The sequence below is a fragment of the Klebsiella sp. WP4-W18-ESBL-05 genome, assembly GCF_014169075.1.
GTDB lineage: Bacteria > Pseudomonadota > Gammaproteobacteria > Enterobacterales > Enterobacteriaceae > Kluyvera > Kluyvera ascorbata_B.
The window spans coordinates 3,586,371-3,601,701 of sequence record NZ_AP022057.1 but is presented as its reverse complement, the minus strand read 5'-3'; the positions used below and the strand labels follow the sequence as shown (position 1 = coordinate 3,601,701).

Below are 15,331 nucleotides of genomic sequence, written 5' to 3'. Positions count from 1 at the left end.
CGCCGCTGAGAAAAAGCGAAGCGGCACTGCTCTTTAACAATTTATCAGACAATCTGTGTGGGCACTCGAAGATACGGATTCTTAACGTCGCAAGACGAAAAATGAATACCAAGTCTCTGAGTGAACACGTAATTCATTACGAAGTTTAATTCACGAGCATCAAACTTAAATTGAAGAGTTTGATCATGGCTCAGATTGAACGCTGGCGGCAGGCCTAACACATGCAAGTCGAACGGTAGCACAGAGAGCTTGCTCTCGGGTGACGAGTGGCGGACGGGTGAGTAATGTCTGGGAAACTGCCCGATGGAGGGGGATAACTACTGGAAACGGTAGCTAATACCGCATAACGTCGCAAGACCAAAGTGGGGGACCTTCGGGCCTCACACCATCGGATGTGCCCAGATGGGATTAGCTAGTAGGTGGGGTAACGGCTCACCTAGGCGACGATCCCTAGCTGGTCTGAGAGGATGACCAGCCACACTGGAACTGAGACACGGTCCAGACTCCTACGGGAGGCAGCAGTGGGGAATATTGCACAATGGGCGCAAGCCTGATGCAGCCATGCCGCGTGTATGAAGAAGGCCTTCGGGTTGTAAAGTACTTTCAGCGAGGAGGAAGGCGTTAAGGTTAATAACCTTAGCGATTGACGTTACTCGCAGAAGAAGCACCGGCTAACTCCGTGCCAGCAGCCGCGGTAATACGGAGGGTGCAAGCGTTAATCGGAATTACTGGGCGTAAAGCGCACGCAGGCGGTTTGTTAAGTCAGATGTGAAATCCCCGGGCTCAACCTGGGAACTGCATTTGAAACTGGCAAGCTTGAGTCTCGTAGAGGGGGGTAGAATTCCAGGTGTAGCGGTGAAATGCGTAGAGATCTGGAGGAATACCGGTGGCGAAGGCGGCCCCCTGGACGAAGACTGACGCTCAGGTGCGAAAGCGTGGGGAGCAAACAGGATTAGATACCCTGGTAGTCCACGCCGTAAACGATGTCTATTTGGAGGTTGTTCCCTTGAGGAGTGGCTTCCGGAGCTAACGCGTTAAATAGACCGCCTGGGGAGTACGGCCGCAAGGTTAAAACTCAAATGAATTGACGGGGGCCCGCACAAGCGGTGGAGCATGTGGTTTAATTCGATGCAACGCGAAGAACCTTACCTACTCTTGACATCCAGAGAACTTAGCAGAGATGCTTTGGTGCCTTCGGGAACTCTGAGACAGGTGCTGCATGGCTGTCGTCAGCTCGTGTTGTGAAATGTTGGGTTAAGTCCCGCAACGAGCGCAACCCTTATCCTTTGTTGCCAGCGGTTCGGCCGGGAACTCAAAGGAGACTGCCAGTGATAAACTGGAGGAAGGTGGGGATGACGTCAAGTCATCATGGCCCTTACGAGTAGGGCTACACACGTGCTACAATGGCATATACAAAGAGAAGCGACCTCGCGAGAGCAAGCGGACCTCATAAAGTATGTCGTAGTCCGGATTGGAGTCTGCAACTCGACTCCATGAAGTCGGAATCGCTAGTAATCGTAGATCAGAATGCTACGGTGAATACGTTCCCGGGCCTTGTACACACCGCCCGTCACACCATGGGAGTGGGTTGCAAAAGAAGTAGGTAGCTTAACCTTCGGGAGGGCGCTTACCACTTTGTGATTCATGACTGGGGTGAAGTCGTAACAAGGTAACCGTAGGGGAACCTGCGGTTGGATCACCTCCTTACCTTAAAGAAGCGTTCTTTGAAGTGCTCACACAGATTGTCTGATGAAAAGTAAATAGCAAGGCGTCTTGCGATTGAGACTTCAGTGTCCCCTTCGTCTAGAGGCCCAGGACACCGCCCTTTCACGGCGGTAACAGGGGTTCGAATCCCCTAGGGGACGCCACTTGCTGGTTAGTGTGAGTGAAAGTCGCCGACCTTAGTATCTCAAAACAGACTTCCGAGTCTTGTTTGAGATATTTGCTCTTTAAAAATCTGGATCAAGCTGAAAATTGAAACGACACACTGTGTCTGTTCTCCGTAATAAGAACAGATAAGCGGTGTGTTCGAGTCTCTCAAATTTTCGCAACACGATGGTGTTTTACGAAACATCTTCGGGTTGTGAGGTTAAGCGACTAAGCGTACACGGTGGATGCCCTGGCAGTCAGAGGCGATGAAGGACGTGCTAATCTGCGATAAGCGTCGGTAAGGTGATATGAACCGTTATAACCGGCGATTTCCGAATGGGGAAACCCAGTGTGATTCGTCACACTATCATTACGTGAATACATAGCGTAATGAAGCGAACCGGGGGAACTGAAACATCTAAGTACCCCGAGGAAAAGAAATCAACCGAGATTCCCCCAGTAGCGGCGAGCGAACGGGGAGCAGCCCAGAGTCTGAATCAGCTTGTGTGTTAGTGGAACGGTCTGGAAAGTCCGACGGTACAGGGTGATAGTCCCGTACACCAAAATGCACAGGTTGTGAACTCGAAGAGTAGGGCGGGACACGTGGTATCCTGTCTGAATATGGGGGGACCATCCTCCAAGGCTAAATACTCCTGACTGACCGATAGTGAACCAGTACCGTGAGGGAAAGGCGAAAAGAACCCCGGCGAGGGGAGTGAAAAAGAACCTGAAACCGTGTACGTACAAGCAGTGGGAGCCTCTTTATGGGGTGACTGCGTACCTTTTGTATAATGGGTCAGCGACTTATATTCTGTAGCAAGGTTAACCGAATAGGGGAGCCGAAGGGAAACCGAGTCTTAACTGGGCGTTAAGTTGCAGGGTATAGACCCGAAACCCGGTGATCTAGCCATGGGCAGGTTGAAGGTTGGGTAACACTAACTGGAGGACCGAACCGACTAATGTTGAAAAATTAGCGGATGACTTGTGGCTGGGGGTGAAAGGCCAATCAAACCGGGAGATAGCTGGTTCTCCCCGAAAGCTATTTAGGTAGCGCCTCGTGAACTCATCTTCGGGGGTAGAGCACTGTCTCGGCTAGGGGGTCATCCCGACTTACCAACCCGATGCAAACTGCGAATACCGAAGAATGTTATCACGGGAGACACACGGCGGGTGCTAACGTCCGTCGTGAAGAGGGAAACAACCCAGACCGCCAGCTAAGGTCCCAAAGTCACAGTTAAGTGGGAAACGATGTGGGAAGGCTCAGACAGCCAGGATGTTGGCTTAGAAGCAGCCATCATTTAAAGAAAGCGTAATAGCTCACTGGTCGAGTCGGCCTGCGCGGAAGATGTAACGGGGCTAAACTGTGCACCGAAGCTGCGGCAGCGACACTATGTGTTGTTGGGTAGGGGAGCGTTCTGTAAGCCGTTGAAGGTGTCCTGTGAGGGGTGCTGGAGGTATCAGAAGTGCGAATGCTGACATAAGTAACGATAATGCGGGTGAAAAACCCGCACGCCGGAAGACCAAGGGTTCCTGTCCAACGTTAATCGGGGCAGGGTGAGTCGACCCCTAAGGCGAGGCCGAAAGGCGTAGTCGATGGGAAACAGGTTAATATTCCTGTACTTGGTGTTACTGCGAAGGGGGGACGGAGAAGGCTATGTTAGCCGGGCGACGGTTGTCCCGGTTTAAGCATGTAGGCGGGAAGTTTAGGTAAATCCGGACTTCTTTTAACGCTGAGGTGTGATGACGAGGCACTACGGTGCTGAAGTAACAAATGCCCTGCTTCCAGGAAAAGCCTCTAAGCATCAGGTAACATCAAATCGTACCCCAAACCGACACAGGTGGTCAGGTAGAGAATACCAAGGCGCTTGAGAGAACTCGGGTGAAGGAACTAGGCAAAATGGTGCCGTAACTTCGGGAGAAGGCACGCTGATATGTAGGTGAAGTGATTTACTCATGGAGCTGAAATCAGTCGAAGATACCAGCTGGCTGCAACTGTTTATTAAAAACACAGCACTGTGCAAACACGAAAGTGGACGTATACGGTGTGACGCCTGCCCGGTGCCGGAAGGTTAATTGATGGGGTTAGCGACAACGCGAAGCTCTTGATCGAAGCCCCGGTAAACGGCGGCCGTAACTATAACGGTCCTAAGGTAGCGAAATTCCTTGTCGGGTAAGTTCCGACCTGCACGAATGGCGTAATGATGGCCAGGCTGTCTCCACCCGAGACTCAGTGAAATTGAACTCGCTGTGAAGATGCAGTGTACCCGCGGCAAGACGGAAAGACCCCGTGAACCTTTACTATAGCTTGACACTGAACACTGGTCCTTGATGTGTAGGATAGGTGGGAGGCTTTGAAGCGCGGACGCCAGTTCGTGTGGAGCCAACCTTGAAATACCACCCTTTAATGGCTGGTGTTCTAACGTAGACCCGTAATCCGGGTTGCGGACAGTGTCTGGTGGGTAGTTTGACTGGGGCGGTCTCCTCCTAAAGAGTAACGGAGGAGCACGAAGGTTAGCTAATCCTGGTCGGACATCAGGAGGTTAGTGCAAAGGCATAAGCTAGCTTGACTGCGAGAGTGACGGCTCGAGCAGGTGCGAAAGCAGGTCTTAGTGATCCGGTGGTTCTGAATGGAAGGGCCATCGCTCAACGGATAAAAGGTACTCCGGGGATAACAGGCTGATACCGCCCAAGAGTTCATATCGACGGCGGTGTTTGGCACCTCGATGTCGGCTCATCACATCCTGGGGCTGAAGTAGGTCCCAAGGGTATGGCTGTTCGCCATTTAAAGTGGTACGCGAGCTGGGTTTAGAACGTCGTGAGACAGTTCGGTCCCTATCTGCCGTGGGCGCTGGAGAATTGAGGGGGGCTGCTCCTAGTACGAGAGGACCGGAGTGGACGCATCACTGGTGTTCGGGTTGTCATGCCAATGGCATTGCCCGGTAGCTAAATGCGGAAGAGATAAGTGCTGAAAGCATCTAAGCACGAAACTTGCCCCGAGATGAGTTCTCCCTGACTCCTTGAGAGTCCTGAAGGAACGTTAAAGACGATGACGTTGATAGGTCGGGTGTGTAAGCGTAGCGATACGTTGAGCTAACCGATACTAATGAACCGTGAGGCTTAACCTTACAACGCCGAAGATGTTTTGGCGAAATTGAGACGATTTTCAGCATTGATACAGATTACATTAACCGGCGAAAAGCGGGTTAATAACAGAATTTGCCTGGCGGCCGTAGCGCGGTGGTCCCACCTGACCCCATGCCGAACTCAGAAGTGAAACGCCGTAGCGCCGATGGTAGTGTGGGGTCTCCCCATGCGAGAGTAGGGAACTGCCAGGCATCAATTGAGTGAAGAAGCCCATCCTGACGGATGGGCTTCTTTGCGTCTGCGTTTTGTGGGATGCGGCATTGTGGATATTGCCGGATGGCGGCTTCGCCTTATCCGGCCTACTCAAACTTTTTCACGTTAACCGCCCCCCATTGCCTGCACCTATTCCTAAATCGTGATCCTGCTAATAAAAAACGTGATGTTCGTCACTAAATTAAATATAACAATTATATAACATTTCATTTACTAAAATACCTGCCTGTGTGACGTGTACGCCCGGTAAGGCAGGAGGGCGCTTTTGGCAGGAGTTAACAAATGGCCGTAACCAGTGTAACCCCAGAAAGGACGCTAACCGATAGCGATACTCGCCGTCGCGTCATGGCAATCGTCGGAGCATCATCAGGGAATCTTGTTGAATGGTTTGATTTTTATGTCTACTCATTCTGCTCGCTCTATTTTGCTCACATCTTTTTCCCGTCCGGTAACACCACCACTCAGCTACTGCAAACCGCAGGTGTCTTTGCCGCGGGTTTTTTGATGCGTCCTATCGGAGGATGGCTGTTTGGGCGAATTGCCGATCGCCGTGGCCGTAAAGTCTCGATGCTGATCTCCGTGTGCATGATGTGCTTTGGCTCGCTGGTGATTGCCTGCCTGCCCGGCTACAGCGCTATCGGCACCTGGGCTCCGGCGCTACTGCTGCTCGCTCGTCTGTTCCAGGGGCTCTCCGTGGGCGGGGAGTACGGCACCAGCGCGACCTATATGAGCGAGGTCGCAGTCGAAGGACGCAAGGGATTCTACGCATCATTCCAGTACGTCACTCTTATTGGCGGCCAACTGCTTGCCGTTCTGGTGGTCGTGATATTGCAAAACGTTCTCAGCAGCGAAGACCTTCACGCCTGGGGATGGCGCATACCGTTTGCGATGGGCGCGGTGCTGGCTATTGTTGCGTTGTGGCTGCGCCGCCAGCTTGATGAAACCTCGCAAAAAGAAACCCGCACGCTGAAGGAAGCGGGCTCGTTCAAAGGCCTGTGGCGTAACCGCAAAGCGTTTCTGATGGTGCTAGGTTTTACCGCAGCAGGCTCGCTGAGCTTCTATACCTTTACAACCTACATGCAGAAGTACCTGGTAAACACGGCCGGAATGAGCGCTAATCTGGCAAGCGTAATAATGACGGCTGCGCTGTTTGTTTATATGCTGGTACAGCCCTTCTTTGGTCTGCTGTCAGATAAGGTTGGACGCCGTACGTCGATGCTGTGCTTTGGTGCGCTGGCGACGCTGTTTACGGTACCGATTCTTTCCGCGCTGCAAAATGTCACTTCTCCCTATATGGCTTTTGGGCTGGTGATGTGTGCGCTGTTGATTACCAGCTTCTATACCTCGATTAGCGGTATTCTGAAGGCGGAAATGTTCCCGGCGCAGGTCCGCGCATTGGGAGTCGGGCTGTCTTATGCGGTAGCGAATGCGCTGTTTGGTGGGTCAGCTGAGTATGTCGCGCTGTCGATGAAATCAGCGGGCGTAGAGAACGCCTTCTTCTGGTACGTCACCGTGATGGCGGCAATTGCCTTCCTGGTATCGCTTAAGCTGCACCGTAAAGGAAAAGGGTTACGCCTGTAGATCAGTGCTGTGCAAGTTGCCACACCGCGTAACCGGTAGTGGCACCGGCCACGTCCCAGGCAAAATCCTTCCAGCTCCAGCCGCTTCCCGCCGGGCGGCTGTCCCACAGCTCTTTTGACGCGCCAAGGCTGACAGAAAACAGAAAGCCAATGGCTGCGCTGCGGTCGTGGCTGATGCCCTGGTGCTGAGCGTATTCATTACCGGCGGCGGCAAGCATGGCGGAGGCGATGAAGTGCTGGGCTTTGTCCTGCCCGCTCCAGGCGTCATTTGCCATATGGCTACAGCCGCTGAGGGCGAGAGTTGAGCAAACAAGAAGTGAACGTAGCATGCGGGCTCCTGAAAAAAAGCCCCGGCGTGCGGGGCTTCAATTTAAAGGATACGGCTGATCAGCCTGTCGATACGAATACGGCGCAGACGGCGAATAAGCTTGCGTACCTTCACCGGATAGTCGGCGATGCTTTGCAGATCGCGGAAGTGATTCACCACCGTTGTGTGCTTGCGAATGAGCTCCAGCTCTTTCTGGCGCATTGAGGCCAGCTGCTTTTTCGGATCGTGAATCAGGACCGCATTTTCCAGGTCCAGACGCCAGGCACGAGGGTTGAGGTTGTTGCCGGTAAGCAAAATCCACTCGTTATCAACCCACATTCCTTTCAGGTGGTAGGTGTTATCGTCGTCTTTCCATAGACGTACCGTCAGTTGGTCAGTATTGATGTAGTACTGCAGACGGCTCAGGAAGCGACGTAGGTTAATCTCGTACAGATAGGGCAGCGCGCCGATAATCTTGAACGGTTCATTCTCTGGGATATAGAAGTCGTTTGCCGTCTTATCGCCAACGATAATTTCCACCTTTTTCCCCTCGCGCAGTAGACGAATAATACTGCGCACCAGCAGCGCCGGCAGGTTGAAGTAAGGTGTGCAGATAGTCAGCTTCTCTTCGGTGCACGGCATCAGGTGGAAAATGGTTTTATTCAGCTCGCTGGTTTTACCCAGCCCGACCAGCGGAGTGACCGTCAGCTCATCATCGCTGGCGTTGCCGGTAAAATGATAGCGGGTATCGCGTAACTCCTGGCGGTACTGGCGAATATCGTTTTTAATTTCCGGGCTTTTCGGTCGCTCGGTATTATCGAGGCGGTTAACCCCGCGACCATCAACCAGATTTTCCGATACCCAGTTAAACATGATATCGGCCATCTGTGGGTTACGGATGCACTGATAGCGGTCATAACGATATTTATCGTGCTGGTGCAGATAGACATCGTTGATACTGGCGCCGCTGTACAGCACGCAGTCATCAATGATAAAGCCTTTAAAGTGCAGGACGCCGAGAGCCTCACGGGTGTTCACCGGCACACCATACACAGGCACGTCTACGCCCGGGTTCTCTTTGGCGGTACGGCAGTACCAGTCGGCATTAGTATTGGAAGCTGCGGCACCAATGCGCCCACGCTGTGCGCGATGCCAGTCAACCAATACGCGGACATCAAGTTCCGGGCGCTGGCGTTTGGCATCATACAAAGCTTGCAGAATAGTCTTTCCGGCGTCGTCCTGTTCCAGGTACAACGCGACGATGCAGATTCGGTGCGTGGCGCTGGCGATTTTGGCGAGCAACGCTTCACGAAAATCCGCTGGCGCATAAAAAAACTCAATATCATCAACAGACTGTGAAAGCTTGGGTAGTTGGGCAAGGTGTTGTTGATGTTTATTACGCTTAAATTTTGACAACATCACAGTGCGTTTCTTCTCTGGTTTAGTGAAGGGTCTTCTGTACCTGGCAGACGACGTAAGCGGTCAATGATACCACCTCTGTCGGGTAAGGGCAGCATTTCCAGCAACTTAGTCATTACTTAGCCTTAGTGACAATCCGACAATGCCATCTTCCAGCTGAATATCAACGTTAAAACCAAGCTTTCTCGCTAATGCTATCATCCCGCGGTTGTTGGGCATGGTAATACCGTTCAGGCGCTGCAGACCGTGGGCGCGGGTATAGCCTATCAGCTTATCCAGCAGTCGCCCGCCGAGCCCCAGACCTTTTAAATCGGAGCGCACCAGCACGGCAAATTCCGCATCAATATTGTCGGGGTCGGAAATTGCGCGCGTCACGCCGAGGATCTCAGCGCGATCGTCTGCCGTATGAACCGCGACGAAAGCCATTTCACGATCGTAGTCGATCTGCGTCATATTGGCTAAGTCGTCGTGGGTAAATTCGTTGATCTCACTGAAATAACGATAGTAAAGATCTTCTTTTGTGACACGGGCAATAAACTGCTGCAGCAGCGGTTCGTCTTCGGGCAGAATCGGGCGGAACAGGCAGCGTTCGCCGTTTTTCATTGTCACCCACTCTTCAAGGTGCTGCGGGTAAGGGCGTACCGCCAGACGGCTTTCGCTGAGGCCGCTGAACGGCGCAATATCCAGCGTGACGTCCAGTGCAGTAAATTCGTTACCGGAGGCGAGCAATGGATGGATATCGAGACGCTGAATCTCCGGGCAGTCGACTATCAGGTTTGATACCTGTACCAGCAGTTGGCTCAGTCCGGGGATATCTAGGGGCCGTAGCGCGCTGCGCCCACGGATCTTTTTGCTTTTAATCGCCTGAATGACCAGATAGCGTGCCAGCGTCATATTCAGCGGTGGCAGAGCAACGGCGGCCTGATCTTCCGCACGCCATTCAACGCCGCCTTCGCCCAGCATAATCAGCGGGCCAAACACCGGATCGTGCTCAACCACCACGCGCAGCTCCTGCGCCCCGGCGCGGTTGGCCATACTTTGCACCAGCAGACCGTGAATACGCGCCTGCGGCCACGCCATTTTGACGCGATCGAGAATGGCATCGGCCGCCTGCTGTACTTCGCTGGCGGTGCGCAGATACAGCATGACCCCCTGGACCTCAGATTTATGCGGAATATCCGGCGAGCGCAGCTTGAGCGCGACGGGGTAGCCAATCTGCTCGGCAATATGCACCGCTTCGGCGCTGTCTGCGGCGATCCATGTCGGCAATGTATTGAGGCCATAGGCATCGAGGATTGGGCGGACTTCATGGGTGTCTAGCGCGCGAATACCGCTATCAATAGCCTCTTGCAGCAGCGTATGTGCATGGGCGGTGTTGGCGGTCAGGCTGTGCGGTAGCGCTGGGGTTTCTCGCAGCTGCTTCTGGTTGCGTCGATACTCAACCATGTGCATAAAGGCGGTAATCGTCCCTTCTGGCGTGCGATAGGTTGGGATCCCGGCATCGCTAAACATACGACGAGCCTCAATAGAGGAATATTCGCCGCACCAGTTGGTTAGTACGCTGATGTAGTTGCCGCGAGGGTGCTGCTTAATGAGGTTAATCAGCGCTGAGGCGCTTTCGCTGCCCGGTGCCGTGGCGCTCGGCGAGTGGATAACCATTAACGCATCCAGGTCTGGGCTATTGAGCAGGACATTCACCGCCGCCAGGTAATGCTCAATACTGGCATCATCCCGCAAATCTAATGGATTGTTGGCATCGATAGCCGCTGGCAGCAACTGCTGAAGCTGCTGGCGCGTCTCCTCGCTCAGGGTCGCCAGTTTGCCGTTGCGCGCCCAGTGTTCATCTAACGCCAGTGCGGCCGGGGCTGCACCGTTGCTGATAATCATCAGCCGTTCGCCGCGCAGCGGGCGCATATGGCTGAGGGTTTCAACGGCGGAGAAAAGTTCGTGGGTATCCTGCACGCGCAGCAGGCCGGCGCGCTGAATGGCAGCATCCCAGGCGGGGTCCATTCCTGAGTTAACGTGCAGCAAACGCTGTGCTTCCGGGCTACGACCGCTTTTAATCACCAGGATGGGCTTATTACGTGACGCGCTGCGGGCAGCCGACACAAAGCGCCGTGCGTCGCTTAACTGCTCCAGATACAGCAGAATGGCGCTGGTTTTACCGTCGCGCGCCAGATAATCGAGCAGGTCATCGACGTCGATATCCAGGCTGTCGCCCAGCGCGATAAAATAGGAAAAGCCCATTTCACGCTGCTGCGCCCAGTCAAGAATGGTATTGGAGACGGCGGCAGACTGCGAGATAAACGCCAGTTTACCCTTACGAATCGGTACCGGTGAGAAGCTGGCGTTCAACCCCTGCCAGGGGGCCAGCAGACCGAGACTGTTTGGCCCCAGCAGGCGCATTTGATAACGTGCCGCACATGCTTTCAGCGCGCCGAACTGATCGGGAGTGGAAGAGAGAATAATGCAGGTCTTGCAGCCTTTTTCGCCCAACGACTCCAGCAGCTCAAGATTGCGCCGCGCGTGAGTGCACAGTACGGCGAGATCGGGAGAGAAGGGAAGGCTGTCGATGGTAGGCCAGGCAAGTACGCCAAGTACCGCTTTCCAGGCGGGCGTGACGGGCAAAACCGGCCCCGCAAAGCCACCGGCCAGCAGGTTTTGCATCATCAAAAAACCGGCGCGCCGGGGTTTCATTGAGGCGCCAATCACTGCAATCGATTTGGGTCTCAGCAGCGCTTCCAGCCCACGTTGGCTCATACCGGTCTTCCTTACGCGACAATGTTGTAAGGAGTTTAACCGTTTTCCGTCTCAACTGCTGTGACGCTGCCCTGATGCTGGGATTTTCCTGCCAGATAGCGATTGCGAAAACGGGTGAAGTGCTGGCTGAGCGCCGATGCAGCACCGGTATCGTTGGCTAAATCGAGTAGCGCGATAGCCACCTCGGCGGTGCAGTACTGCCCTTCCGCATGCACTTCACGCAGGCTGTAGGCCGACACGCGGGAGAGGTCGACTGAGATCAGCGGCAAATTATCCAGCCACGGGCTTTTACGGAACATCTTACGCGCTTCCGGCCAGGTACCGTCTAACATAATAAACAGCGGCGGTTTACCGGTCGGCGGCGCGCTCAGTACCTGGCGATCCGCATCGGCGTAAGACGCAGGAAACACCACCATCGGCTGATAGTCAGGGTTTTTGACCAGATCGAGCAGCGCCTGTGGCGGCTCGGTGCGCGACCACTGAAAAGCCTCGGTCTGCGGTAAAATATCGGCTATCAGGCGACCGGTGTTGCTGGGCTTCATGGGTTCCGTATCGAACATCACGAGGCAAAAACGGCTTTTCGTCGGGTGTGGCGTGATGGTCTCGCACAGGCAATAGCGCTGTACCAGCAGACAGCGCTGGCAGCGACGCACCCGGTTACCACGGGCAAGAAAAGGACGAGTCGCGCGGGCAAGACGCTCGGCGCGCAACCGAAGAACGGCGTTATCAATCATGGGAGTTGTACGGCAAAAAGGCTATTGTCGCAGAGGTGAATACGGGGCACAAGATGTGCCCCGTCGGCAATCAGGCTTGCAGAGCCTCGTTCAGCCAGCTTTCGAACGGCGCTTTAGGCACCGCGCCGTTAAGCATATCGACAATTTCACCATTTTTAAAAATCATAATGGTGGGAATGCTGCGAATGCGGAAGCGGGCGCTGAGTTCACGCTCGGCTTCGGTGTTGACTTTCACAAAGCGCATCTTGCCGCTGCGCTCTTCGGCGACATCTTCAAAAATAGGCGCAAAGCTGCGACACGGGCCGCACCATGGCGCCCAGAAATCCACGACAACAGGAAGATCGTCCTTCAGCAGTTTATCCAGCGTGCTGTCCGTAGCGTTAATGACATCGCCATCAAACAGATCTTCACCACAGCGTCCACATTTTGCCGCTTCGTTAATACGCGCTTCTGGAATGCGATTAAGCGCCTGGCAGTGGGCACAAACGGTATTCATAACTCACCTCTGGGTCGTCTTGTTGCAGAACGGCAATGTTGCCGGATGTTTCTATAATGTTACACATTATCGTCGAGCGCGAATGAATCGACAATGCGTTTTATCCAATGGGTATAATAGTTGTGGTCTTTTGTATGAAGTCATAGCTAAGCGCTATCACATCAGGTAATCTGCGCGCTTCGCGCAGCGCAGGTGGAGAAAAACATGAGCGACGAACTGAAGAACAAAAACGGCAAGGTCAAAGTGATGTACGTCCGCAGTGACGATGACTCGGACAAACGCACCCAAAATCCACGTACTGGTAAAGGCGGCGGACGCCCCGGAACCTCCCGAGCCGAAGGCGGTCGTCGTCCATCTCGTGATGAGCGAAAGGGGCCGAACAGTGAACGCGGCCGCGAACGTGGCCGTGACCGCGATGTAGAACGCGATCGCGAAGGCTCTCCGTGGCGTACGGTTTCCCGCGCGCCGGGCGATGACGCGCCGGCCAAAGCCGATCATGGCGGCATCAGCGGTAAAAGCTTTATCGATCCGGAAGTGCTGCGTCGTCAGCGCGCGGAAGAGACCCGCGTATACGGCGAAAATGCCTGCCAGGCGCTGTTCCAGAGCCGTCCGGACGCGATTGTCCGTGCGTGGTTCTTGCAAAGCGTCACGCCGCGTTTCAAAGAAGCGCTGCGCTGGATGGCGGCAAACCGCAAAGCCTATCACGTCGTCGATGAGGCCGAACTGGCGAAAGCTTCCGGTACCGAGCACCATGGTGGCGTGTGCTTCCTGATCAAAAAACGTAACGGAACTTCCGTACAGCAGTGGGTTGCTAATAGCGGCGCTGACGACTGCGTACTGGCGTTGGAAGATGTGGGCAACCCGCACAACCTTGGTGCGATGATCCGCAGCTGTGCGCACTTTGGCGTGAAGGGCGTGGTGTTGCAGGACGCGGCCTTGCTGGAGTCCGGCGCGGCTATCCGTACTGCTGAAGGTGGCGCAGAGCACGTGCAGCCGATCACTGGCGATAGCTTTATTGACGCGCTGGCGCAGTTCCGCGACGCGGGTTACAGCATTGTCACCACCAGCAGCACCGGCAACGGTATGCCGCTGTTTAAAGCCGAGCTGCCGAAGAAAATGGTGCTGGTGCTGGGGCAGGATCACGAGGGTGTATCCGATAGCGCGGCGTCGCTTGCCGATCTGAGCGTCTCTATTGACGGTACCCGTGCCGTCGAAGGCCTGAACGTCTCCGTGGCAACGGGCGTGCTGCTGGCCGAATGGTGGCGTCAGCATAAAGCGTAAAAGCGTGAGCTGAAAAAAAACCGGTAGAGGAGACTCCACCGGTTTTTTTATGCTTTGAGTACTCACCTACAGCGCACTATTTGGAGGGTGTTCCGGTTACTCCGGCAGCACCGGCATCCAGTCAATCGGCGCTTCGCCGCGTTGTTCCAGCCACTGATTCGCTTTCACAAAGTGATTACTGCCAAAGAATCCACGGTGTGCGGAGAGCGGCGAGGGATGTGGCGCTTTCAGCACGCAATGACGCTGGGTGTCAATAATGGCTCCTTTTTTCTGCGCGTGCGATCCCCACAGTAAAAAGACGACGCCTTCGCGATGCTCATTAATTAATGAAATCACTTTATCGGTGAAGGTTTCCCAGCCGAGGCTGGCGTGCGAGTGTGCCTGGCCGGCGCGTACGGTCAGCACGGTGTTGAGCAGGAGAACACCCTGGCGCGCCCAGCTTTCCAGATAACCATGGTTCGGGCGGGTAAAGCCGGGGATCGTGCCTTCCAGCTCTTTATACATATTCAGTAAGGACGGCGGCGTGGCAATACCTGGCTGAACGGAAAACGCCAGCCCGTGCGCCTGGTTTGGGCCGTGGTAAGGGTCCTGCCCGAGGATCACCACTTTGACATCGCGCAGTTCGGTATAGCGGAAAGCGTTAAACACATCTTTCTGCGGCGGATAAATGGTTACGCCTGACTGGCGTTCGCTGGCCACGGTTGCCAGCGTATTCACAAAATAGGGCTGCTCTTTTTCAGCGGCCAGCACGTCGTGCCAGGTTAATGGGGTTGTCATCTCGCTCTCCTGCGAATTTCTCTCGCCATAGCTTAACTGCTTCTTTCCCCATCACAAAATCGGATAGTGGAATGGCGTTGAGAGTGATAAAAAAAGTTGAAGATTTACAAAGATTTTTGGTTGTTGCGAGGTGCGTAACTTGATGCAAAACAAGTATTTTCCCCTATGACCACTTTTGTGGTGTGGTTTTTATTGATTTAAATCAAAGAATCAAGGGTGTTCGAGGGGTATATATACACTCAAGCAACAATGGTTTTACCAATTGGCCGGAAAGTGGCTGGTTAGAAACGAATATAAAGAGCCTAGGGAGGCATCAAATGATTACAGGTATCCAGATTACTAAAGCTGCAAACGACGACCTGCTGAACTCATTCTGGCTGCTCGACAGCGAGAAAGGTGAAGCACGCTGCCTGTGTGCAAAAGGCGGTTTCAAAGAAGATGACGTGGTTGCCGTGAGTGCGCTGGGCGACATCGAATACCGCGAAATTCCGGTTGAAGCAAAACCAGAAGTCCGCGTAGAAGGTGGTCAGCACCTGAACGTGAACGTTCTGCGTCGTGAAACGCTGATGGACGCCGTTGAGCACCCGGAAAAATACCCGCAGCTGACCATCCGTGTGTCTGGCTATGCGGTACGCTTCAACTCTCTGACTCCGGAACAGCAGCGCGACGTTATCGCGCGTACTTTCACTGAAAGCCTGTAATTTCTCAGGGGTGGGAAAACGTGGCGTTGGGGTAACCCAGTACTCATGAC

9 protein-coding genes, 1 tRNA gene and 3 rRNA genes are annotated in these 15,331 nt (G+C 54.1%); 7 read left to right on the top strand and 6 right to left on the bottom strand.

Going from position 1 to position 15,331, the window contains the following annotated elements:
• Nucleotides 1-167: 167 nt before the first annotated feature.
• From H7R58_RS17165 to H7R58_RS17145, 5 genes are all read left to right on the top strand, one after another.
• Nucleotides 168-1,707, top strand: a 16S ribosomal RNA gene (locus tag H7R58_RS17165).
• Between the two features lie 85 nt (nucleotides 1,708-1,792).
• Nucleotides 1,793-1,868: transfer RNA gene (locus H7R58_RS17160), tRNA-Glu, on the top strand.
• Between the two features lie 219 nt (nucleotides 1,869-2,087).
• Nucleotides 2,088-4,994: ribosomal RNA gene (locus tag H7R58_RS17155) — 23S ribosomal RNA — on the top strand.
• A gap of 94 nt (nucleotides 4,995-5,088) precedes the next feature.
• Nucleotides 5,089-5,204 (top strand): 5S ribosomal RNA (gene rrf, locus H7R58_RS17150).
• Together the 16S, 23S and 5S rRNA genes with 1 tRNA gene alongside form the textbook arrangement of a ribosomal RNA operon.
• A 304-nt stretch (nucleotides 5,205-5,508) precedes the next feature.
• Nucleotides 5,509-6,807: an MFS family transporter gene (locus tag H7R58_RS17145; RefSeq protein ID WP_182930167.1), complete on the top strand. Its 1,299-nt coding sequence runs from the start codon at nucleotides 5,509-5,511 to the stop codon at nucleotides 6,805-6,807.
• 1 nt (nucleotide 6,808) lies between these two features.
• On the opposite strand, the gene H7R58_RS17140 is transcribed toward H7R58_RS17145, so the two are convergent.
• The 5 genes from H7R58_RS17140 to trxC all read right to left on the bottom strand — a co-directional run bounded on the left by H7R58_RS17140 (nucleotide 6,809) and on the right by trxC (nucleotide 12,522).
• Complete coding sequence (locus H7R58_RS17140) at nucleotides 6,809-7,135, bottom strand: YfiM family lipoprotein (RefSeq protein WP_182930168.1); 327 nt, start codon at nucleotides 7,133-7,135, stop codon at nucleotides 6,809-6,811.
• A 41-nt stretch (nucleotides 7,136-7,176) separates the two neighbouring features.
• Entirely contained in the window at nucleotides 7,177-8,532 is a 1,356-nt protein-coding gene (pssA, locus tag H7R58_RS17135) for a CDP-diacylglycerol--serine O-phosphatidyltransferase (protein WP_182930598.1), read from the bottom strand.
• 108 nt (nucleotides 8,533-8,640) lie between these two features.
• On the bottom strand, nucleotides 8,641-11,292 hold the full coding sequence (locus tag H7R58_RS17130; protein WP_106924037.1) for a bifunctional acetate--CoA ligase family protein/GNAT family N-acetyltransferase: 2,652 nt from the start codon (nucleotides 11,290-11,292) through the stop codon (nucleotides 8,641-8,643).
• A gap of 35 nt (nucleotides 11,293-11,327) precedes the next feature.
• On the bottom strand, nucleotides 11,328-12,026 hold the full coding sequence (locus H7R58_RS17125) for a tRNA-uridine aminocarboxypropyltransferase (RefSeq protein WP_182930170.1): 699 nt from the start codon (nucleotides 12,024-12,026) through the stop codon (nucleotides 11,328-11,330).
• 70 nt (nucleotides 12,027-12,096) lie between these two features.
• On the bottom strand, nucleotides 12,097-12,522 hold the full coding sequence (trxC, locus tag H7R58_RS17120; protein ID WP_106924039.1) for a thioredoxin TrxC: 426 nt from the start codon (nucleotides 12,520-12,522) through the stop codon (nucleotides 12,097-12,099).
• 204 nt (nucleotides 12,523-12,726) lie between these two features.
• On the opposite strand from trxC, the gene H7R58_RS17115 reads away from it, so the two are divergent.
• Nucleotides 12,727-13,803, top strand: coding sequence for a tRNA/rRNA methyltransferase (locus H7R58_RS17115; protein WP_182930171.1), 1,077 nt, complete (start codon nucleotides 12,727-12,729; stop codon nucleotides 13,801-13,803).
• Nucleotides 13,804-13,899: 96 nt separating this feature from the next.
• Here the strand turns inward: H7R58_RS17115 and ung are convergent, their stop codons facing one another.
• Nucleotides 13,900-14,580 carry a uracil-DNA glycosylase gene (gene ung / locus H7R58_RS17110; RefSeq protein ID WP_106924041.1) on the bottom strand — a complete coding sequence of 227 codons (681 nt, stop codon included), beginning with the start codon at nucleotides 14,578-14,580 and terminating at the stop codon, nucleotides 13,900-13,902.
• A 317-nt stretch (nucleotides 14,581-14,897) separates the two neighbouring features.
• Here ung and grcA point away from each other — a divergent pair, with 317 nt between their 5' ends.
• A complete protein-coding gene (gene grcA, locus H7R58_RS17105; protein ID WP_106924042.1) occupies nucleotides 14,898-15,281 on the top strand; it encodes an autonomous glycyl radical cofactor GrcA in 384 nt (127 codons plus the stop codon).
• Nucleotides 15,282-15,331 lie beyond the last annotated feature (50 nt).